Genomic DNA, 20,336 nt, shown 5'->3' with positions numbered 1-20,336 from the left:
TCACGCTCGAACAGTACGGTCGCGCCCGGTCCGCCGGGGAGGGCTGGCGCCGCGCCGGGTGCATCGGCTAGAACGCGCCGGAGGGGCTGTCCGGCCCACGCGGAGGGGCCGGCCGGGCTGGGCGGGAGCAGCGATCGGCCCCGTCGTCAGGGCCACGTCGCCATGGACCGGGGCGCCGCACCGCGATCAGTGCGAGCCGAGCCTGCGCCGCAGGAGATCGATCCGCGCCTGCAGCTGGGTCACGCTCGCCTGCGCCACCGCGGGTCCGCCGCAGAGCCGGCGCAGCTCGGTGTGCACCTGGCCGTGCGACTCGCCCGTCCCCCGCGCCCACAGACCGACCAGGGAGTTGAGCAGGCTGCGCTGCTCCTTGAGCGTGCGGTAGAGCGGCGCCGGGATCTCGCTCGCCGGCTCGGCCGGGGCCGCCGCCCCCGCGCGGCTGCCGGCGCGCTTGGCCTGCCGCTGCTGCCGGTGCTGGAGCAGCTCCCGCACCTGGTCGGGCTCGAGGAGCCCCGGCAGGCCGATGAAGTCGAGCTCCTCCTCGCTCTCGACCTCGACCTCCATCCCGAACTCGGCGCCCTCGTAGACGACGCGGTCGAAGGTGGCGGCCGAGCCGATCGACTCGAAGCGGCCCTCCTCCAGGAGATCGGAGGACGCCTTGTCGCTGCGCTCGGCGTCGGCCATCAGGTCGGCCTCGGGGTACTCCTCGTCGTCGGAGGTCCTGCGGTCGAGGGCGTGATCGCGCTGCAGCTCCATCGAGCCCGCCAGCGCGAGCAGGCCGGGCACGTTCGGGAGGAACACCGAGGCGGTCTCGCCGCGGCGCCGCGCGCGCACGAAGCGGCCGATCGCCTGGGCGAAGAACAGCGGAGTCGACGCCGATGTCGCGTAGACGCCGACGGCGAGCCTCGGCACGTCGACGCCCTCGGAGACCATGCGGACCGCGACCATCCAGCGACTGGTGTCCTTCGCGAACTCCTCGATCCGGTCGCTCGCCTCCTTCTCGTCGGAGAGCACGACGGTGACGGTCTCGCCGCTGATCTCGCGGAGCATCGCGGCGTAGGCGCGCGCGGTGTAGTGGTCGGTCGCGATGACCAGGCCGCCGGCGTCGGGCACGGCGCGCCGCACCTCGGTGAGGCGGGTGTTGGCGGCGCGGAGGACCGAGGGGATCCAGTCGCCCTTCGGGTCCAGCGCGGTCCGCCAGGCCTGCGAGGTGATGTCCTTGGTGTTGCCCTCGCCGAGCCGCGCCTCCATCTCGTCGCCGGCCTTCGACTTCCAGCGCATCTGCCCGGCGTAGACCATGAACAGCACCGGCCGGACGACGCCGTCCGCGAGCGCGCGGCCGTAGCCGTAGGCGTAGTCGGTGAGCGAGGTGCGGATGCCCTCCTCGTCCGGCAGGTAGCTGACGAACGGGATCGCCGCCGTGTCCGAGCGGAACGGCGTCCCGGTCAGCGAGAGCCGGCGGACCGCGGGCTCGAAGGCCTCGCGCACCGCGTCGCCCCAGCTGAGGGCGTCGCCGGCGTGGTGCACCTCGTCGAGGATGACGAGGGTGCGCCCGGACAGGGTGAGCTCGCGGTGGAGCTCGGCGCGGACGGCGACCTGCGCGTAGGTGACGGCGACGCCGTGGTAGTGGCGGGCGTGGCGGCCCATGCGGTTGGTGAAGGTCGGGTCCAGGCGGATGCCGACGCGGTGCGCGGCCTCGGCCCACTGGCGCTTGAGGTGCTCCGTCGGCGCGACCACGGTGATCCGGTCGACCGTGCGGTTGTGCAGCAGCTCGGCGGCCAGCCGCAGCGCGAAGGTGGTCTTGCCCGCGCCCGGGGTCGCGGCGGCCAGGAAGTCGCGCGGCTCGTGCTGGAAGTAGGCCTCGAGCGCCTCCGCCTGCCAGGCGCGGAGCTTGTTCGCGGTACCCCACGGCGCCCTGCCCGGGAACGACGGGGACAGGTGCTCAGCGGCGGAGGTGCCGACCTGATGACCGAAGCTCGAGGGACTGTTCACGTGGACCGAATCTAGCCGACGCCTCCGACAGCGGCTCGGTCTCCGCGGCCCGCCGGGAGGCGCGCGGCGTGTCGCGCCGTGCCACCGGCGGCCGGGTGCGGAGCATGATGGAGGGATGGTCGAGCAGCGTCATCCGTGGTCCCGCTACGTCGCCCTGGGCGACTCCTTCACCGAGGGGATCGGCGATCCCGAGCCCGGCAGCCCCGGCGGGCACCGCGGCTGGGCGGACCGCGTGGCGGAGGTCCTGGGCAGCCAGAACGAGGACTTCGCCTACGCCAACCTGGCGGTGCGCGGCCGCCTCCTGCAGCAGATCGTCGACGAGCAGGTCGAGCCCGCCCTGGAGCTGCGCCCCGACCTCATCACCATCTCCGCGGGCGGGAACGACGTCATCCGCCCGGGGACCGACCCCGACGACATCGCGTCCCGCTTCGAGTCGGGCCTCGCCCGGCTCCGCTCCGACGGGGCGACCGTCGTCCTCTTCACCGGAGTGGATGTGGGCTTCTCTCCCGTGTTCGGGCGGATCCGCGGGAAGGTCGCGATCTACAACGAGAACCTGCGGGCGCTGGCCAAGCGGTACGACTGCATCGTCGCCGACCAGTGGTCCCTCCAGGAGATCCAGGACGTGCGGATGTGGGCGCCGGACCGCCTGCACCTCAACCCGCACGGCCACCACGAGGTCGCGCGCATGGTCCTCGAGTCGCTGAACGTCGAGAACGACCTGCGCCCCCTCGCCCCGGAGCCGCTGCACGCCCGCACGTGGCGTGCCGCCCGCACGGAGGACATCCAGTGGGCGCGGGAGTACCTCGTGCCGTGGGTGCTGCGCCGAGTCCGCCACCAGTCCTCCGGCGACTTCATCACCGCCAAGCGGCCCTCCGCCGAGCGCTGGAGCACCGATCCCGGGGCCTCGGAGCCGGGCTCGGTCGTGCCGGGCAACGCGACGCCGGAGGAGGTCGCCGAGGACATCGCGACCGCCGGCGTGCGGATCGTCGGCGACCGGGCCGCGGACCCCCTGGCCTGATCCGCTCCCGGGAGGCGGCGGCTCGCCCCGCGCTCAGCCGAACAGCTCGGCCGGGTGGCCGAGGCGCCAGGCGAAGCCCGGGTCCTCGATCGACCCGTCGGCGACGAGGGGAAGCTCGTACGGGGTGCCGTTGACGTCGACGGTCGCGGTCCCCACGCGCTCGCCGTCGGCGACGGTCTCGAGCGGATCGAGGGCGACCGTGGTCGTCGTCGAGACCGCGCCCCACACCAGCACGGACCGCGCCTCCGCGGTCTCGGCCGTCGCCGTCTCCCCCCAGGCGCTCGTGAGGGTGCCGTACTCCTGCCCCTCGACGGTCAGCGGGACGGTCCGGAAGCCCGCCTCGACGGTCGGGACGAGGGTCAGCACGTCCGCGGCGAGCTGCGGGTGCGTGCGCGCGCCCACCACCACGCCGACCAGGGTGACCGGCCGGCCCTCGACGGTCGAGTCGAGCGAGAACAGCAGGCACGAGCCCGCCTCGTCGGTCGTCCCCGTCTTGATCCCGTCCACTCCCGAGCGGCCGAGGAGCGAGTTGGTGTTGTCGACCTCGCCGACCCCCGGGATGACCGCGGTCGGCATCGCGACGATCGGAGCGAGCACCGGGTCCGCGATCAGCAGCTCGCCCAGGCGCACCATCTCGGCCGTCGTGCTGACCGTCGCCGGCGAAAGCCCGCTGGTGTCGGCGAGGGAGGTCCGCTCGAGCCCCTGCCCGTCGAGCCAGCCGCGCGCCGCGGCGAGGAAGGCGTCCTCCGAGCCGTACGCCCAGATCGCGAGCGACTTCGCGTAGTTGTTCGCGGACGGGAGCATCATGGCGGTCAGCGCCTCCCGCTCGGTCAGCTGCAGACCCGCGGTGACCGGAGCGTTCGAGCCGTTCTCGGCCAGGGTGTCGTTGTAGTACTGCACGTCCGCGCTCGTGAAGGTGATGGTCTCCCCGTCCGTCCCCGCCGCGATCGGCTTCGCCGCGAGGACGACGAGAGCGGTGACGACCTTGGCGATGCTCCCCGTCGGCACGGTTCCGGTGGAGCCGTAGCGGGCGAGCAGCCCGTCCTCCTCCGTCCCGTCGATGCCCACGGCCGCCACGGCGCCGGAGCCGTAGGCAGGCCAGGCCAGAGCGGGCGCGTCGACGGTGCTCGAGACGGGGTCCACCGCGACGGCGCTCGCCGTCGGCAGCTCCGCGGTCGCCGCGTTGGTCGCGTAGGCACCGCCTCCGCCGACCAGCACGGTCGCGGCGACGAGACCGGCGACGACCGCCCCGCGCCGTCGACGCGGTCGCGGCTCCGGCGCGGCGGGCTCCCCGAACAGGTCGAGGGCGTCGTCGGATCGGGTCGGGGAGGTCACCCCGTCATCGTACGGGCGGGCCTCTCACCCGTCCCGGACGCCGCCCCGTCGTCGGACGCGGCGGGTGACGCGCGGCATCGACCCCGATCCAGCGTCGGGAGCGTCAGCAGCAGGTCACCGCGGGGCCGCCGAGCGCCGGAGCCGGGCGGTCAGCGCCCGCGGGTCAGCGCCCACAGTGCGACGGCGCTCGCCGAGGCCACGTTGAGCGAGTCGACGCCGTGCAGCATCGGGATGGTGACGACGGTGTCCGAGGCGTCCAGCGCCGCGCGGCTGAGCCCGTCCCCCTCGGCGCCCAGGACGATCGCGACGCGCTCGGGGCGAGCCGCCGCGTACTCGTCGAGCGGCACCGCGTCCGGAGCGAGCGCCAGCGCGGCGACCGAGAACCCGGCCTCCTCCAGAGCGCGGCGAGCCGGTGCCCACTCGGGGGTGCGCGTCCACGGCACCTGCAGGACCGTTCCCATGCTCACCCGGACGCTGCGCCGGTACAGGGGGTCCGCGCACCGCGGCGTCACGAGCACCGCGTCCGCGCCCATGCCGGCCGCGGCGCGGAAGACGGCGCCGACGTTCGTATGGTCGACCAGGTCCTCCAGGATCACGACGAGGCGCGCGCCCTCCAGCAGCTCGGCCATCGGCCGCAGCTGCGGACGGTGCATCGAGGCGAGCGCTCCGCGGTGGAGGTGGAATCCGGTCAGCTCCTCGATCAGCGGATCCGGCGCCACGAAGACCGGCACCTCGGGGTGACGCTCGAGCACCCCGGCCGCGTCCGGCAGCCGCTTCTCCTGCACCAGGACCGAGCGGGGACGGTGCCCGGCGTCGAGCGCCCGCTCGATCACCTTGGCGGACTCGGCGATGTACAGACCGCCCTCCGGCTCCAGCACCCGCCGCAGCGCCACGTCGGTGAGGCGGTGGTAGTCGGCGAGGAGCGGGTGGTCGAGGTCGGTGATGTGCACGATCGGCATCCCGGCAATCTAGGGCACGGCGCGGACTAAACTCGTCCAGGGGCCGCTCGAACGGCCCTCGAAGGAGGCGCGGATGGAGTCGAGTCCGACACCGGTCGCCGAGGGCCCCGAGGCGCTCGCGGTCGAGCAGGCCGTCGAACTCCTCAGCGGGCGCCGCATCGCCGCCGTCACCGGCGCGGGCATGAGCACCGACTCGGGCATCCCCGACTACCGCGGAGCCGGGGCACCGGTGCGCAGCCCGATGACCTACTCCCAGTTCGTCGCCGATCCCGACTACCGCCGCCGGTACTGGGCCGGCAGCCAGCTCGGCTGGCGCCGCTTCACCAGCACGCTCCCCAACGACGGCCACCGGGCCCTGGCCCGGCTCGAGGAGCGCGGCCTGCTCACGGGCGTCGTCACGCAGAACGTCGACGGCCTGCACGTCCGAGCCGGCTCGCGCCGCGTGGTGGATCTGCACGGCTCGGCGGACCGTGTGCGCTGCATGACCTGCGGCCAGTACTTCGCCCGCGACGCGGTGGCCGAGCGGATCGAGGCGCTCAACCCCTGGCTCGACGACCCCGACGTCTCCTCCCTCAACCCCGACGGCGACGCCGAGGTCCACGACGTCTCGGCGATGACCGTCCCCGAGTGCACGGTCTGCGGCGGGATCCTGAAGCCGGACATCGTCTTCTTCGGCGAGTTCATCCCGACCGAGCGGTTCGAGGAGGCGCGCGCCATCGTCGCGGGCGCCGACGCCCTGCTCGTCGCCGGCTCGTCGCTCGTGGTCAACTCCGGCATCCGCTTCCTCGAGATCGCCCGGCGCGCCCGGATGCCGATCGTGATCGTCAACCGCGGCACCACCAAGGGCGACTCGCGGGCAAGCATCAAGATCGACGGAGGCACCAGCGAGGTGCTCCGCGAGCTCGCCGAGCGCCTGCCCGCGCGCCGCACCGCCGCCCTCTGAGCTCCCGCCCGCTCCGCACCCGACCTCCCGAGAGGCCCCTGTGACCCAGCTCACCCTCGTCCGCCACGGCCAGACCGACTGGAACGCCGCCCGGCGCATCCAGGGCAGGAGCGACATCCCGCTCAACGCGACCGGGCGCGCCCAGGCGCGGGCGGCGGCGCGGCTGCTCGCCGACCGGCGCTTCGACGCCGTGGTCGCCAGTCCGCTGCAGCGCGCCTTCGACACCGGAGCGATCATCGCGCGCGGTCTCGGCCTCGACGAGCCGCTGGCGGTGCCGGGCCTGGCCGAGCGCGCCTACGGCGAGGCGGAGGGGATGACCGGTCCCGAGCTCGCCGAGCGCTTCCCCGGAGGCATCGAGCGCGCGCCGATCCCCGGCTGCGAGACCCGCGCCGAGGTCGTCGAGCGGGCGACCGCCGCGCTGCTCGAGGTGGCCGAGCGCTTCCCCGACGCGTCCGTCGTCGTCGCCACGCACGGTGCGGTCATCGGCAGCCTGATCCGCGCGCTCAGCAGCGAGGACCTCCCCGTGCACGGCGTCTCGGTGGGCAACGGCTCCCGGCACGACTTCGCGATCGTCGACGGGGCACTGCGCATCGTCGGCGTCGACGACTCCGGCGACGTGGTCGTGGCGGACGTCGACCTCGACGACGTGCTCAGCCCGGCCCCGGGAGCCTGACGGCCCGCCTCCCGGAGGCGGTCCGATCGCCGGACCGCGTCAGCGCCGGCCGAGGTCCTGCAGGAGCCCGAAGAGCACCCGGGCGGAGTCGCGCCAGGAGAAGGCCGCGGCCCGCTCCCTCGCCCGGGCCGAGTGCGTCCGCCACACGGCGCCGTCCTCGAGCGACCGCACGCCGTCCGCGATGCCCTTCGCGCTCGACGGGTCGACGTACACGGCGGCGTCCTGGGCGATCTCGCGGAAGATCGGGATGTCGCTCACCACGACCGGCGTCCCGAGCGCCATCGCCTCGACCAGCGGGATCCCGAAGCCCTCGTCCCTGCTCGCCGTCACGAGAGCGGTCGCCCGCGCGAGCACCGCACGGTACTCCGCGTCCGGCGCCCCCTGGTGGAACACCAGCTTCGCGGTCGGCGCCAGGGCCCGGAGCGTCTCGACGGTCTCGTCGCTCGCCCGGCTCATCAGGTGCAGCTCGTAGTCGGGCAGCAGCCGCATCGCGCGCGCGAGCGTCTCGACGTTCTTGTAGGGCATGAACGAGCCCATGTAGACGAGCGAGCGCGCGGCCGACCGGTCGGGCAGCGATCCCGCCAGAGCGGCGCTCGCCTCGTCGGGCTCGGTCGCCGCGTTCGGGACGACGACCACCGGCCGGGTGGTGAGGCGGTGGGAGCGGATCAGGTCGCGGGTCGTCTCCGAGACGGTGACGACCGCGTCGGCGCGCTGGAGGAGCCTCCGCTGCGGCCACCAGGCGAGGTGGTAGAGCCGCCAGAGCGCGCGCACGGGAGCGGCCAGGTCGCGCGGCGGGGTGCGGTGGCGGTAGTAGATGAGGTCGTGCACGGTCAGGACGAGCCGGTAGCGGCGGCCGAGCGAGCCCATGGTCTGCATCGGCGAGAAGACCACGTCGGGCCGCAGCCGGTTCACCAGCAGCGCGACGAACGGCTCGAACGGGCTGGTCGGCCCGGTCACGCGCTCCCACGGGAGCGACGGGAGCATCGCGAGCTGGCGGCGGTCGCTGATCAGCATGGTCACGTCGTGCAGCTTCGCGAGCTCGCGAACGAGCTCCGCGGTGTAGCGGCTGATCCCGTCGTGCCGCTCGAGCCGGGTGTACCGGCAGTCGACGACGATCCTCATCGGTCGATCCCCTCCTCGAGGGCCGTCCGCAGCACGGCGGCGGCCTCGTCCGGCGTCTCGTAGTGGATCAGGTGGCCGACCCCGTCGATGACGTGCAGGCGGGCATGCGGCAGCCTCTCGAGCAGGCGGTACTGCGCCGGGAGCGGAGTGATGTCGTCCTGCGCCGCGGCGATCAGCTGCGTCGGCACGCCGATCCGGGAGGCGTACTCGCCGACGTCGTGCGAGACGGAGGCGCGGAACGCCTCGAGGACCGTGTCGCGGGAGGCGAAGGCGCTGAAGTAGCGGTCGTGCTGGTCGTGCACGAAGCGTCGCAGCGCCGGCTCCTTCGTCTTCACCATCGCCAGGCTCATCACCCGCACGATCAGCGGGTCGCTGAGCAGGCGGCGTCCGAGGGGCCCCGGCAGGAGCGCGCCGAGCCGGTAGTAGAGGACGGCGAGCCTGGTCAGGACGCCGCGCGGACCCTGCAGGGCGGGCGCGCCGATCGGGTTGACCAGCACCAGGAGCGGAGCGGGCAGCCCGTCGGCGACGGCCGCGGCCGCGACGATCGAGCCGAAGGAGTGGCCGAGGACGGCCGCCTCGCCGCGGAGCCCCAGCGTGTCGAGGAAGGAGCCGAGCCAGGAGGCGTAGCCGTCCACGTCGTGCGGCAGGCGCGTCATCGGGGTCGAGGCGCCGAAGCCGGGCAGGTCGGGAGCGACGACCCGCACGTCCGCTCCCCCGGCGAGCAGACGGGCGACGACGGGCTCGAGGCCGTGGTGCTCGCCGCGGAACCCGTGCACCAGCACGAGGACGGTCGAGGCGTCCGGAGCGCCGTAGGTCCAGTAGGCGGTGCGGGATCCGGCGACGTCCACCGCGGCCTCGCGGACGGGGACACGGCCGAGATCGGAGGCGTAGGGGGAGGGAGTGGTCATCGCGTTCCTTATCGTAGGGAAAGCCCGTCGAAGATCTGGCCGCAACGCCTTGCGTGGCCTCGATCCGAGCCGGGAGCATGATCACGCGCTCGCAACACGGCGCACCGCCCACCCGTCTCGCGAGACGGTCATCCGCTCAGGCAGCAGCAGAAGGAGCACCGTGAGCTTCACGTCGCCGATCCAACTCCCCGGACTCGCCCTCGACCCCCAGTGGTACCGCCGGGCGGTGTTCTACGAGGTGATGATCCGGTCGTACTACGACTCCAACGGCGACGGCGCCGGCGACATCAACGGGCTCGCCTCCAAGCTCGACTACCTGCAGTGGCTCGGGATCGACGCCCTCTGGCTCCCGCCGTTCTACATGTCGCCTCTGCGCGACGGCGGCTACGACGTCTCCGACTTCAAGGCGATCCTCCCCGAGTTCGGCACGATGGAGGACTTCCGCGACCTCGTCCGGAAGGCCCACGAGCGCAACATGCGCATCGTGATGGACTTCCCGCTCAACCACACCAGCGACCAGCACGAATGGTTCCAGCAGTCCCGGTCCGACCCCGAGGGCCCCTACGGCGACTTCTACGTCTGGAACGACACCGACGACAAGTGGCCGGACATCCGCATCATCTTCGTCGACACCGAGGACTCGAACTGGGCCTTCGACGCCGAGCGCCGCCAGTTCTACTTCCACCGCTTCTTCTCGCACCAGCCGGACCTCAACTTCGAGAACCCCGCCGTGCACGAGGCGATCCACGACGTGGTCAAGTTCTGGCTCGACCTCGGCGTCGACGGCATCCGGCTCGACGCGATCCCCTACCTCTACGAGTCCGACGAGGGCAACGGAGAGGGCGAGCCGCCCACCCACGAGTTCATCAAGAACCTCCGCACCATGGTCGACCGCGACTACCCCGGCCGCATCCTGATCGCCGAGGCGAACCAGTGGCCGCGAGAGGTCGCCGCGTTCTTCGGCACGGAGGAGGAGCCCGAGTGCCACATGGCGTTCGACTTCCCGGTCATGCCGCGCATCTTCTACTCCCTCCGCGCGCAGACGGCGAACGAGCTGAAGAAGGTGCTCTCCGAGACGTTCGACATCCCCAGCGGCGCCGCCTGGGGCGTGTTCCTCCGCAACCACGACGAGCTCACGCTCGAGATGGTGTCCGAGGAGTACCGCCAGGCCATGTACGGCTGGTACGCCTACGACCCGCGGATGCGCTCCAACATCGGCATCCGCCGCAGGCTCGCGCCGCTTCTGGACAACTCGCGCGCCGAGCTCGAGCTGATCAACGCCCTGCTCTTCTCCCTCGCCGGCAGCCCGTTCCTGTACTACGGCGACGAGATCGGCATGGGCGACAACATCTGGCTCAACGACCGCGATGCGTCGCGCACGCCGATGCAGTGGACGCCCGACCGCAACGCCGGCTTCTCGGCCGCCGACCCCGGCAAGCTCGTGCAGCCGATCGTCCAGTCGCTCGTCTACCACTACAACCAGGTCAACGTGGAGGCGCAGCTGGCGCAGTCCCGCTCCCTGCTGCACTGGATGCGGAACGTCCTGCACGTGCGCCGCGGCCACCCGGCGTTCGGCCTGGGGTCGATGCGCGTCCTCGAGACGGACCACGAGTCGGTGCTCGCCTTCGTGCGGGACTACGCCGGCTCGGGCTCCGAGATGGGCGACCAGCCCGAGGAGGTGCTCTGCGTCTTCAGCTTCAACCACAACCCGGTCTCGGTCACGATCACGGACCCGGAGAACCCCGGATCGACGCTCAGCGACCTGTTCGGCGGCGGCCGCTTCCCCGGATTCTCGGACGACGGCACGCTGACGATGACACTCGGCACGCAGGGCTTCTTCTGGCTCCACGTCGCCAAGGCGCACGAGGCCCGCTGACCCGGCAGCACGCCGAGGGGCCTCCGGCCGATGTCGGAGGCCCCCTTTAGGCTGTCGGCGTGAGCACCACCGGAACGACCGAGACGCAGACCGAGCCGATGCTGTTCGACGACGCCGAGCAGGCGCTCGTCCCCTCCGAAGGGGCGCGGTGGTTCGACCTGCTGGCCGTGTTCGACCTCGAGACCACCGGCATCGACGTCCGCACGAGCCGCATCGTCACCGCGCACGTCGGCGTGATCGACGCGGCGGGCGAGCCGATCGAGGGCACGACCTGGCTCGCCGATCCGGGGGTCGAGATCCCGGCCGGCGCCTCCGCCGTCCACGGGATCAGCACCGAGCACGCCCGCGCGCACGGCCGCCCCGCCGGCGAGGTCGTGGCCGAGATCTCCGAGGCGCTGCGCTCGCTCCTCGCCCGCGGCATCCCGGTCGTCGTCTACAACGCCCCCTACGACCTCTCGCTCCTCGCCCACGAGGCGCGCCGCTGGGGCGTGCCCGTGCTGCTCGACCCGAGCCCCGTCGTCGATCCGCTCGTGATCGACAAGGCGGTGGACCGCTACCGCAAGGGCAAGCGCACCCTGACCCTCGCCGCCGAGCACTACGGCGTCGCCCTCACCGAGGCGCACGACGCGGGCGCGGACGCGATCGCGGCGGGTCGGGTCGCCCAGGCGCTGGGCCGCGCCTTCGCCGACGAGCTCGGAGTCGGCGCGGAGGCCTTGCACGCGCTCCAGGTCGACTGGTGCCGCACCCAGGCCGAGTCCTTCCAGGAGTACATGCGCCGCGTCCGCGACGAGTCCTTCGTCGCCGACGGGGGCTGGCCGGTCCGCCACTGACCCCTCAGGTCAGCGTGCGCCCCTCGCGCAGGAGCGCCACGTACTCCGCGATCCGCCGCTCCCGCGTCGCCGCCCGCTTCAGCTGCGAGAGGCGGAAGAGGAACGCGAAGCGCTTCTGCCCGCCGACGGTCGCGAAGAAGGCCAGGGCCTGCGGATCCGCGTCGAGCGCCCGCTGGAAGTCGTCCGGCACCTCCGCATCGCGCTGCCGGTAGGCCGCGTCCCACCGCCCGTCGGCGCGTGCCCGCTCGACCTCGGCCAGCCCGCCCGGCAGCATCCGGCCCTCCGCCAGCAGCCGTGCGACGTGATCGCGATTGACCTTGGACCACGGGCTAGCGCGACGCCGCGGGGTGAAGGCCTGGAGCTTGAACTGCTCGTCGAAGGCTCCCGCCTGACCGTCGATCCAGCCGTGGCAGAGCGCGATGTCGAGCGCCTCGGCGTAGGTGATCCCCGGATCGACGGCGGCCTTCTTCCGCAGCTTCAGCCGGACTCCGTCCGGGTCGGGCTCGCCGCGGAGGTAGGCGTCCCACTCTTCAGGAGTCGTGAACGGCAGGATCGGCTTGTCGGCGAAGGACACCATGCCGGGACGCTACCGCGCCGGCTCCCCGACGGCCACGGCCCGCCCGTCGGCGCAAGCCCTCGCTCCGCGGACCGCGGCGCTGTGGGATCGGGTGAGCACGTGTTCCCCCTCCCCCCTCTCGCAAGGAGAAGTCATGCCCACGATCCGCACGGTCACCGTCCTCGGCAGCGGAGTGCTCGGCTCCCAGATCGCCTTCCAGTCGGCCTTCCACGGCTTCGACGTCACCGTCTACGACCTCTTCGACGACGTCCTCGAGTCGGCGCGCGAGCGGCTCCGCGGTCTCGCGGGCGTCTACGAGTCGGTGCCCGGCGGCGTCGCCGGCGGACCGCAGGAGGCGCTCGACTCGCTCCGCCTCACCTCCGACCTCGCGGAGGCCGTCGCGGACGCCGACCTCGTGATCGAGGCCGTCCCCGAGGACCTGGGCCTGAAGCAGGAGCTGTACGGCCGCCTGGGTGTGCTCGCTCCCGAGCGCACGGTCTTCGCGACCAACTCGTCCACGCTGCTCCCCAGCGACCTGAAGGCCTCGACGGGCCGGCCCGACCGGTTCCTCGCGCTGCACTACGCCAACCACGTCTGGGCGCAGAACACGGCCGAGATCATGGGAACGGCGGACACGGACCCCGCCGTGGTCGACGCCGTCGTGGAGTTCGCCGTCTCCAGCGGCCTCGAGCCCATCAGGCTGCAGAAGGAGAAGGCCGGCTACGTCCTGAACTCGCTGCTGGTGCCGCTCCTCAACGCCGCGTCGGGGCTGCTCATGGGCGGCTACGCCGACTACGAGACCATCGACAAGACCTGGAGGATCGGCACCGGCGCCCCGCTCGGACCCTTCCAGATCTTCGACGTCGTCGGTCTGCGGACCGCCTACAACATCGCCGCCGCGGCCCCGGACGAGGCCTCCCAGGCCTTCGCCGCCCACCTGAAGACGGCGTACCTCGATCGCGGCCGCCTCGGAACGGCCACCGGAGAGGGCTTCTACCGCTACTGAGGACCGCCCCGCGGGAACGACGAAGGGCCCCCGACCGTGAGGTCGAGGGCCCTTCGAGGAGTGCTACTTGCCGAAGTTCTTGTAGCGGCTGTTGAACTTCTCGACGCGGCCGGCCGAGTCCATGATGCGCTGCTTGCCCGTGTAGAACGGGTGCGAGGCGGAGGAGATCTCGACGTCGATGACGGGGTAGGTCACGCCGTCGAGCTCGATCGTCTTGCTGCTCTTCGCGGTCGAGCGGGTGAGGAAGGTCTCACCGGACGCGAGGTCGCGGAAGACGATCGCGGAGTACTCGGGGTGGATGTCGGTCTTCATGGTCGTGTCCTGTCGTCGATGGTCCTGAACCGCACCTGTCGTCGACGGGAACGGGTGGATGAGGGCGGGCGCACCGCGAACGGGCCCGAACCAGCTACCGAGAATACCAGACCGGCAGCGCGCGCAGAAGTCGCGCCGCGCCCGGATCCCGGAGCGGGGTCAGCCGCGGGCGCGGGCCGAGAAGCGCCCGTTCTCGCGGGTGAGAGCGATGTCGAGCCCGAAGGTCTCGGCGAGCGTCGCCTCGGCCAGGGACTCGGCCAGCGGGCCCGCCGCCACCACCGCTCCGTCGCGGAGGAGCAGGGCGTGGGTGAAGCCGTCGGGGATCTCCTCGACGTGGTGGGTCACCATCACGATCGCGGGCGACGCCGGGTCCTTCGCGAAGCCGCCCAGCAGCTGGACGAGCTCCTCGCGGGCGCCGAGGTCGAGGCTCGCGGCCGGCTCGTCAAGCAGGAGCAGCTCGGGGTCGGTCATGATCGCACGGGCGATCTGGACGCGCTTCTGCTCGCCGTCCGAGAGCGTCCCGAAGGTGCGCTCGGCGAGGTGCTCGAGCTTCCACTCGGACAGCACGCGGCGGGCGCGGCGCTCGTCGATCGCGTCGTAGCCCTCGTTCCAGCGGCCGGTGACGGCGTAGGCGGCGGTCATCACGACGTCGAGCACGCTCTCGCCGACCGGGAGGCGGCGCGCCATCGCGGTCGAGGCGTAGCCGATGCGCGGGCGCAGCTCGAACACGTCGACCCGGCCGAGGGTCTCCTCGAGCAGGTGCGCGGCACCGGTCGAGGGGTAGTTCTGCGCGGCGGCGATCTGCAGGATCGAGGTCTTGCCCGCCCCGTTGGGGCCGAGGATCACCCAGCGCTCGTCCTCGGCCACGTCCCACGACACGTGGTCGAGGATCCGCTTGCCGTTCCGGACGAAGGACACATCGACGAACGAGACAACGCTGGGCATGGGAGCCATTCTAAAGGAGGCGGCCGGGAGGCTCAGACGAGCGAGTCGTAGATCGCCCGGGTGTCCCGCGCGATCTGCGTCCAGCTGAAGTGGCTCTGCGCGCGCTCGCGGCCCGCGGCGCCCATCCGCTTCGCCGTCTCCGGGTCGGCGACGACCTCGGCGAGGACGGCGGCCAGGTCGGCGACGTAGCGCTCCGGGTCCACGGGGGTGCCGGTGCCGTCGGTGACCTGCTCGATCGGGACGAGACGGCCGGTCACGCCGTCGTCGACGACCTCCGGGATGCCGCCGGTCGCCGTCCCGACGACCGCCGCACCGCAGGCCATCGCCTCGAGGTTGACGATGCCGAGGGGCTCGTAGATCGAGGGGCAGACGAACGTGGTCGCGTTCGTCAGGACCGCGGAGAGCTGGTGGCGCGGCAGATGCCGGTCGATCCAGACGACGCCGGTGCGCTCCTCCTGGAGGCTGCGGACGAGGGAGGTGACCTCGGCCATGATCTCGGGGGTGTCGGGGGCGCCCGCGCAGAGCACGAGCTGCACCTCGGGAGGCAGGGTCGCTGCAGCGCGGAGCAGGTAGGGCAGGCCCTTCTGCCGGGTGATGCGGCCGACGAAGACCACGGAGGGGCGCGAGGGGTCGATGCCCAGCTCGGCGAGGACGGCCTCGTCCTCGACCGGGTGCCAGGCGTCGAGGTCGATGCCGTTGTAGACCACGTGGACCTTCGCCGGGTCCAGGGCCGGGTAGGAGCGGAGGATGTCCTCGCGCATGCCGCCGGACACCGCGATCACGGCGTCGGCGTTCTCGTACGCCTCCCGCTCGATCCAGCTCGAGACGCGGTAGCCGCCGCCGAGCTGCTCGGCCTTCCACGGACGCAGCGGCTCGAGGCTGTGCGCCGAGACCACGTGCGGGATGCCGTGCAGGAGCTGGGCGAGACGCCCCGCGGCGTTGGCGTACCAGGTGTGGGAGTGGACCAGGTCGGCCCCCGCCGCGTCCTGCGCGATCTGCAGGTCGACCCCGAGGGTCTGCAGCGCGCCGTTCGCCTCGGCGAGCTCCGCGGGGACGGAGTACGCGAACGTGCCCTCCTCCTCGCGCGGCGCGCCGAAGCAGCGCACCACGACCTCCAGGTCGCTGCGCAGCGCCTTGGTGAGCTCGGCCACGTGGACACCGGCTCCCCCGTACACCTCGGGCGGGTATTCCTTGGTCAGCAGATCGACTCGCACCCCCGAACCGTAGTACAGGGCGCTCCCCCGGCGACAGCCGGGGTCCACGGGGAAGCCCGAGCCCCTACTGTGGTGCCATGCAGTCAAAGAAGATCTTCGGCATCGTCCTCGCCGGCGGCGAGGGAAAGCGCCTCATGCCCCTCACGGCGGACCGGGCCAAGCCCGCGGTGCCGTTCGGCGGGCAGTACCGGCTGATCGACTTCGCGCTGTCCAACCTGATCAACTCCGGTCTCACTCAGATCGTCGTGCTGACGCAGTACAAGTCGCACTCGCTCGACCGCCACGTCTCGCAGACCTGGCGCCTCTCCGGGCTCCTGAACTCCTACGTCGCCTCGGTCCCCGCGCAGCAGCGCCTGGGCAAGCGCTGGTTCAGCGGCTCGGCCGACGCGATCCTGCAGAGCCTCAACCTGATCCGCGACGAGAAGCCCGACATCGTCGTCGTGGTCGGCGCCGACCACGTCTACCGCATGGACTTCTCGCAGATGATCGACGCGCACATCACGTCCGGTGCGAAGGCGACCGTCGCGGCCATCCGCCAGCCGATCGAGCTCGCGGACCAGTTCGGCGTCATCCAGCTCGCCGGTGACGAGGCGGGCGACGGCATCGTCCCGACGATGATCTCCGAGTTCCTCGAGAAGCCCAAGGACGCCGTCGGCCTGGCCGACTCCCCGCACGAGGTCCTCGCCTCCATGGGCAACTACGTCTTCGACGCGGACGCCCTGATCGACGCGGTCATCCGCGACGGCGAGTCCTCCACGTCGGACCACGACATGGGCGGCGACATCATCCCCGACTTCGTCGCGCGCGGCGAGGCCGGCGTCTACGACCTCAAGCTCAACGACGTCCCCGGCTCGACCGACCGCGACCGCTACTACTGGCGGGACGTCGGCACCATCGACTCCTTCTTCGAGGCCCACCAGGACCTCATCTCGGCGCTGCCGGTCTTCAACCTCTACAACCAGCAGTGGCCGATCTTCTCGTCGCAGCTGAACTCCCCTCCGGCCAAGATCGTCCGCGACGGCAAGGGCAACATGGGATCGACGGTCGACTCGGTCGTCTCGCTCGGCACCGTGATCTCGGGCGCGCACATCGAGCGCAGCGTCGTCGGGCCCTGGACGGTCATCGAGTCGAACGCGACGGTCACCGACTCGGTGGTCTTCGACAAGGTCCGCATCGGCCCTGACGCGCTGGTCGTCCGCGCTATCCTCGACAAGGACGTCGTCGTCGAGCCCGGTGCTCGAGTCGGCGTGGACCACGACCGCGATCGCGAGCGCGGGTTCACCGTCACCGAGTCGGGCATCACCGTCGTCGGCAAGGGCGTCGTCGTCCACCCGTAGCACCCCCGCGGGTCGAGCTCTGCGCCCCGGCGCGCCCACCCGACCGATCGGACCGGCCCATGAGTGAGCGTCCTGCGACGCCTGCCCGCTTCCTCGTCGTCCTCGACGCGGACTCCACCCTCCTCCAGGACGAGGTGATCGAGCTCCTCGCGGTGCACGCCGGCTCCGAGGAGCGCGTCGCCGCCGTCACGGAGCGGGCGATGCGCGGCGAGCTCGACTTCGGCGAGAGCCTCCGCGAGCGGGTCGCCACTCTCGCCGGGGTCCCGGAGTCGGTGCTCCCCGGTGTGAGCTCAGGCGTCCGCGTCACGCCCGGCGCCGCCGAGCTCGTGGCCGGCGTCCACGCCGCCGGCGGCCGCATCGGAGTGGTGTCCGGAGGGTTCCACGAGGTCCTCGACCCGGTCGCCGGTGCGCTCGGCCTCGACTTCGTCCGGGCCAACCGCCTCTGCTGCGGGGGCGGCCTGCTGACCGGAGCGGTCGACGGGGCGGTCATCGACGCCGCGGCCAAAGCGGAAGCGCTCCGCGAGTGGTCGGCGGTCTCGGGCGTCCCGCCGCAGCGCACGATCGCCGTCGGCGACGGTGCGAACGACCTGGAGATGATGGCGGTCGCCTCCCTCGCGGTCGCCTTCAACGCCAAGCCCCTGGTGCGCGAGCGCGCCGACCTCGTCGTCGGCGGCCTCGACCTGTCGCAGCTGCTGCCCGTCCTCGGCCTCCGCGGCTGAGGCCCGCCTCCCCCGGCCTCAGGGAGGTCAGCGGCCCGCGATCGCGACGAGTCCGGCGCAGCCGAGCGCCAGAGCCCAGCTGACGAGCGAGCCCACCAGGAAGTACTCCGCCTTCTCGCCGCTGCCGCCGTCGCGGGAGATCTCGGGGAAGCGCACGATCCCCTTGGCCGCGAGCACGGCACCGGCGAGGCCGATGGCTCCGGCGAGCGTGAGGCCGGCGATCAGCAGCCGCTCCAGCGGTCCGATCGTGCGCCCGCCCTGGAGGTCCGGCAGGCGGGCGTCGGCCGGCTCCCGACGCGCGAAGCGCTCGCTCCAGCGTGGACGCGGCGCGGGCTCGGCCTGCGGGAGCTCGCGGAACAGCGCCGCCCGCACGATCACGTTGCCGCTCTCCAGCAGGAAGAGCCCGGCTCCGACCGCCAGAGCGAGCTGCTCGATCGGAGGGAGCGTGCTCGCGACGGTGATCGGCGCGAGCGGCCCCGTCGGGACGCCGGCGGCGCGGTCGACAGCGGTCAGCACCAGGACCGCCGCGACGAGGGCGACGGCCGGACGCAGACCCCCGGGCGGCCGCGCGTTCTCGACGGTCGTGGTCGTCAGCAGCCAGGCTCCGGCCAGGACGACGACGATCGCCGCACCGAGCGGCGGGGCTCCGACGAGGAGCGCTGCGGTCACGGCTGCGGCGGCGAGCACGGGGATCGCGAGGAGGGCCCCACGGCGGCGGAGGTGCGTGCGCGCGAGGTCGCCGAGGCCGATCACGGCGAGCAGCAGCGCCGTCAGCACGTCTCCTCCAGCAGGCGCGCGCCGACGAGGAGGGCGCCCGCTCCCGCACGCCGCAGCGCCTGCGAGACGGCGGGCTGCGAGATCGACTCCTGCTCGCCCAGCTCCTTCTGCGACGCTCCGCGCAGGCTCCCCAGCACGAGCCGGCGATCGCGCGCGCTGAGCGCTCCGACCAGGGCGTCGCGGGAGAGGAGGTAGGCGTTGACCGCCGCCTCGCCGGAGTCCCCGTCGGCGTCCCCGGCGACGAACCATCCGCGGGCCGTGGGCACGGCACCGTCCTCGAGCGCGTGGGCGCGATCGATGGCCTCGCGGGCGTGCCACCAGCCGGACCCGTCCTCGAGGTCCCCGGCGATCCCCGACCCGACCACCCGCACCTCGCCCAGGCCGATGCCGGCGCGGCAGTCGACGCCGGCCGGGAGCGAGAGGCGCGCCTGCAGCGTCGCTCGGAGCGCGGCGTGGACGGAGGGGTAGATCGCCTGGAACTCGTCGCCGACCGTCGGGTGCAGGGGCTGGATCGCCGGGACCGCGGCCTCCACCTCGGCGAAGCCCCGCTCGATCTCGCGCTGAGCACCCGCCCGGTCGACGAGGGAGCGGGAGGTCACCAGGTCCAGGAGCACGGCGACGACATCGGAGGAGGTCATCGCATAAGCCTAGAGCTTATATCCGTTGGATATAAGCCCAGGGCTTATCGGTCAGTGGCCCATCCCGAGGCCGCCGTCGACCGGGATCACGGCACCCGAGATGTACGCCGCCTCGTCGCCGGCCAGCCAGCGCGTGACCTTCGCGACCTCGGCAGCGGTGCCGTAGCGGGCGAGCGGGATGCTCTTCCGGTACTCCGCCTGCTGCTCCGGCGAGAGCTCCGCGGTCATGTCGGTCTCGATGAAGCCGGGAGCGACGACATTGGCGGTGATGTTGCGGGCGCCGAGCTCGCGGGTCAGCGAGCGGGCGAAGCCCACGAGGGCGGCCTTCGACGAGGAGTAGTTGATCTGGCCCGGCGACCCGTAGAGGCCGACCACGCTGGAGATGAGGACGACGCGGCCGAAGCGCTGCTTGAGCATCCCCTTCGATGCGCGCTTGACGACGCGGAACGCCCCGGTGAGGTTCGTGTCGACGACGGACGTGAAGTCCTCCTCCGTCATGCGCAGCAGCAGGGTGTCGCGGGTGATGCCCGCGTTCGCCACCAGGATCTCGACCGGGCCCAGCTCGGCCTCGACCTGCGTGAACGCGGCGTCGATGGAGGCGGCGTCGGTCACGTCCGCGACGACGGTGAGGGAGCCCTCCGGACCGGAGCCCGAGCGCGCGGTCACGGCGACCCGGTGACCGGCGGCCACGAACTCCTGGGCGATGGCGAAGCCGATCCCCCGGTTGCCCCCGGTGACGAGGACGGTGCGCGGCGTGGTCATGGTGTCCCTCCTGCCGGCGCTCGTGCGGCGCCGGGCGACCCGTACATCCTAGAGGCGCGTCGCGCAACAGATTCCGGGATGAGGCCCTCCCGGCCTGCACCCGCCCGCCGCGACGTAGGCTTGCAGGGCTGTGAAACCACGCGAGACACTCACCTCCCTACCGCCGTCGCCGAGCGCCGAGCGGCGCTCCCGCGCGATCAAGTACTCGATCGCCATGGGCATCAGGATGCTCTGCGTCATCTGCCTGCTCTTCGCCCACGGCTGGTGGCTGCTGTTCTTCGCCATCGGCGCCGTGGTCCTGCCCTACTTCGCCGTCGTGCTGGCCAACGTCGGCAGTGCGGGCGAGCGCGGCAACGTCGAGCGGCCGGGTGCGATCGTCCTCTCCCGGCCGCTCGACGTTGCCGCGCTCGCCCGCAC

21 protein-coding genes are annotated in these 20,336 nt (G+C 72.5%); 9 read left to right on the top strand and 12 right to left on the bottom strand.

The window, feature by feature from the left end:
- Positions 1-186: 186 nt before the first annotated feature.
- Positions 187-1,989, bottom strand: a complete 1,803-nt coding sequence (locus C5C30_RS10355; RefSeq protein ID WP_104237466.1) for a DEAD/DEAH box helicase — start codon at positions 1,987-1,989, stop codon at positions 187-189.
- A 115-nt stretch (positions 1,990-2,104) separates the two neighbouring features.
- Here C5C30_RS10355 and C5C30_RS10350 point away from each other — a divergent pair, with 115 nt between their 5' ends.
- Positions 2,105-3,007: an SGNH/GDSL hydrolase family protein gene (locus C5C30_RS10350; RefSeq protein ID WP_104267332.1), complete on the top strand. Its 903-nt coding sequence runs from the start codon at positions 2,105-2,107 to the stop codon at positions 3,005-3,007.
- A gap of 33 nt (positions 3,008-3,040) precedes the next feature.
- Here C5C30_RS10350 and C5C30_RS10345 read toward each other — a convergent pair whose 3' ends face one another.
- Together C5C30_RS10345 and C5C30_RS10340 are read right to left on the bottom strand one after the other, a co-directional pair.
- A complete protein-coding gene (locus C5C30_RS10345; protein ID WP_104260688.1) occupies positions 3,041-4,342 on the bottom strand; it encodes a D-alanyl-D-alanine carboxypeptidase family protein in 1,302 nt (433 codons plus the stop codon).
- Positions 4,343-4,491: 149 nt separating this feature from the next.
- Positions 4,492-5,301 carry an RNA methyltransferase gene (locus C5C30_RS10340; protein WP_104333669.1) on the bottom strand — a complete coding sequence of 270 codons (810 nt, stop codon included), beginning with the start codon at positions 5,299-5,301 and terminating at the stop codon, positions 4,492-4,494.
- Positions 5,302-5,374: 73 nt separating this feature from the next.
- Between C5C30_RS10340 and C5C30_RS10335 the strand changes: the two genes are divergently transcribed.
- Together C5C30_RS10335 and C5C30_RS10330 are read left to right on the top strand one after the other, a co-directional pair.
- Positions 5,375-6,244, top strand: a complete 870-nt coding sequence (locus tag C5C30_RS10335) for a Sir2 family NAD-dependent protein deacetylase (RefSeq protein WP_104250355.1) — start codon at positions 5,375-5,377, stop codon at positions 6,242-6,244.
- A gap of 40 nt (positions 6,245-6,284) precedes the next feature.
- Complete coding sequence (locus tag C5C30_RS10330) at positions 6,285-6,917, top strand: histidine phosphatase family protein (RefSeq protein ID WP_104232621.1); 633 nt, start codon at positions 6,285-6,287, stop codon at positions 6,915-6,917.
- A 39-nt stretch (positions 6,918-6,956) separates the two neighbouring features.
- Here C5C30_RS10330 and C5C30_RS10325 read toward each other — a convergent pair whose 3' ends face one another.
- Both C5C30_RS10325 and C5C30_RS10320 read right to left on the bottom strand, forming a co-directional pair.
- Complete coding sequence (locus C5C30_RS10325) at positions 6,957-8,039, bottom strand: glycosyltransferase family 1 protein (protein ID WP_104225279.1); 1,083 nt, start codon at positions 8,037-8,039, stop codon at positions 6,957-6,959.
- Positions 8,036-8,947, bottom strand: a complete 912-nt coding sequence (locus C5C30_RS10320) for an alpha/beta fold hydrolase (RefSeq protein ID WP_104267330.1) — start codon at positions 8,945-8,947, stop codon at positions 8,036-8,038. The genes C5C30_RS10325 and C5C30_RS10320 overlap by 4 nt, the downstream gene beginning before the upstream one ends.
- Positions 8,948-9,107: 160 nt before the next feature.
- On the opposite strand from C5C30_RS10320, the gene treS reads away from it, so the two are divergent.
- Both treS and C5C30_RS10310 read left to right on the top strand, forming a co-directional pair.
- Positions 9,108-10,823, top strand: a complete 1,716-nt coding sequence (treS, locus tag C5C30_RS10315) for a maltose alpha-D-glucosyltransferase (RefSeq protein WP_104221970.1) — start codon at positions 9,108-9,110, stop codon at positions 10,821-10,823.
- Positions 10,824-10,921: 98 nt separating this feature from the next.
- Complete coding sequence (locus C5C30_RS10310) at positions 10,922-11,653, top strand: 3'-5' exonuclease (RefSeq protein ID WP_104333695.1); 732 nt, start codon at positions 10,922-10,924, stop codon at positions 11,651-11,653.
- A gap of 4 nt (positions 11,654-11,657) precedes the next feature.
- Here the strand turns inward: C5C30_RS10310 and C5C30_RS10305 are convergent, their stop codons facing one another.
- A complete protein-coding gene (locus C5C30_RS10305) occupies positions 11,658-12,230 on the bottom strand; it encodes a YdeI family protein (protein ID WP_104232624.1) in 573 nt (190 codons plus the stop codon).
- A 133-nt stretch (positions 12,231-12,363) separates the two neighbouring features.
- Here C5C30_RS10305 and C5C30_RS10300 point away from each other — a divergent pair, with 133 nt between their 5' ends.
- Positions 12,364-13,215 carry a 3-hydroxyacyl-CoA dehydrogenase gene (locus tag C5C30_RS10300; RefSeq protein WP_104333668.1) on the top strand — a complete coding sequence of 284 codons (852 nt, stop codon included), beginning with the start codon at positions 12,364-12,366 and terminating at the stop codon, positions 13,213-13,215.
- A 63-nt stretch (positions 13,216-13,278) separates the two neighbouring features.
- Here the strand turns inward: C5C30_RS10300 and C5C30_RS10295 are convergent, their stop codons facing one another.
- From C5C30_RS10295 to glgA, 3 genes are all read right to left on the bottom strand, one after another.
- Positions 13,279-13,527: a type B 50S ribosomal protein L31 gene (locus tag C5C30_RS10295; RefSeq protein ID WP_068253003.1), complete on the bottom strand. Its 249-nt coding sequence runs from the start codon at positions 13,525-13,527 to the stop codon at positions 13,279-13,281.
- 159 nt (positions 13,528-13,686) lie between these two features.
- Positions 13,687-14,472, bottom strand: coding sequence for an ABC transporter ATP-binding protein (locus C5C30_RS10290; protein WP_104333667.1), 786 nt, complete (start codon positions 14,470-14,472; stop codon positions 13,687-13,689).
- 32 nt (positions 14,473-14,504) lie between these two features.
- The gene (gene glgA / locus C5C30_RS10285; RefSeq protein WP_104221962.1) at positions 14,505-15,686 is read right to left on the bottom strand and encodes a glycogen synthase; all 1,182 of its coding nucleotides are present in this window, start codon (positions 15,684-15,686) and stop codon (positions 14,505-14,507) included.
- Between the two features lie 77 nt (positions 15,687-15,763).
- On the opposite strand from glgA, the gene C5C30_RS10280 reads away from it, so the two are divergent.
- Together C5C30_RS10280 and serB are read left to right on the top strand one after the other, a co-directional pair.
- Positions 15,764-17,023 (top strand): glucose-1-phosphate adenylyltransferase, encoded by a 1,260-nt coding sequence (locus C5C30_RS10280; RefSeq protein WP_104221960.1) that lies wholly within the window; start codon positions 15,764-15,766, stop codon positions 17,021-17,023.
- 59 nt (positions 17,024-17,082) lie between these two features.
- Positions 17,083-17,742 (top strand): phosphoserine phosphatase SerB, encoded by a 660-nt coding sequence (serB, locus tag C5C30_RS10275; protein ID WP_104333666.1) that lies wholly within the window; start codon positions 17,083-17,085, stop codon positions 17,740-17,742.
- Positions 17,743-17,769: 27 nt separating this feature from the next.
- On the opposite strand, the gene C5C30_RS10270 is transcribed toward serB, so the two are convergent.
- From C5C30_RS10270 to C5C30_RS10260, 3 genes are read right to left on the bottom strand one after another with little or no spacing between them, the layout of a single operon-like run.
- Complete coding sequence (locus C5C30_RS10270; protein ID WP_104333665.1) at positions 17,770-18,519, bottom strand: hypothetical protein; 750 nt, start codon at positions 18,517-18,519, stop codon at positions 17,770-17,772.
- Complete coding sequence (locus tag C5C30_RS10265) at positions 18,513-19,157, bottom strand: SatD family protein (RefSeq protein ID WP_104268641.1); 645 nt, start codon at positions 19,155-19,157, stop codon at positions 18,513-18,515. Before C5C30_RS10265 ends, C5C30_RS10270 begins: the two co-directional genes overlap by 7 nt.
- Positions 19,158-19,208: 51 nt before the next feature.
- Positions 19,209-19,919, bottom strand: coding sequence for a beta-ketoacyl-ACP reductase (locus C5C30_RS10260; protein WP_104225284.1), 711 nt, complete (start codon positions 19,917-19,919; stop codon positions 19,209-19,211).
- 130 nt (positions 19,920-20,049) lie between these two features.
- Here C5C30_RS10260 and C5C30_RS10255 point away from each other — a divergent pair.
- The coding region (locus C5C30_RS10255; RefSeq protein WP_104333694.1) for a DUF3099 domain-containing protein at positions 20,050-20,336 on the top strand (287 nt) is incomplete at its 3' end.

The organism is Rathayibacter sp. AY2B5, assembly GCF_002931645.1.
Classification (GTDB): Bacteria; Actinomycetota; Actinomycetes; order Actinomycetales; family Microbacteriaceae; genus Rathayibacter.
This window is presented reverse-complemented; position numbering and strand designations above follow the sequence as displayed.